The following is a 213-nucleotide window of genomic DNA, read 5'->3' as shown; positions in this document are numbered from 1 at the left end:
CACGGTCAGAGACAGCATCCAAAGAGTTGCTGTAAGGGGCATCAAAGCCCATCAAATCACTAGTCAGCTGGCGGTCAATGGGGAAGGTCGTTCCCGCCAAGGCTGCAGCCCCTAAAGGCGAGAGATTGGTGTGCTTTTGGTTGAAGTCAAAGCGTTCGCTATCCCTGGTGAACATATTGTAGTAGGCCATGAGGTGGTGACCAAAAGAAATGG

1 pseudogene is annotated in these 213 nt (G+C 51.6%); it reads right to left on the bottom strand.

Annotated features, from left to right (window positions below):
- Positions 1 to 190 (bottom strand): annotated as a pseudogene (locus FH871_RS34705) (lyase family protein); the annotation flags it as partial.
- Positions 191 to 213: the final 23 nt, after the last annotated feature.

Origin of the sequence: Larkinella sp. C7 (assembly GCF_006149005.1) — a bacterium.
In the GTDB taxonomy this organism is placed as follows: Bacteria; Bacteroidota; Bacteroidia; order Cytophagales; family Spirosomataceae; genus Larkinella.
The sequence above is the reverse complement of the archived record's forward strand: the minus strand, read 5'-3'. Positions and strand labels throughout refer to the sequence as shown.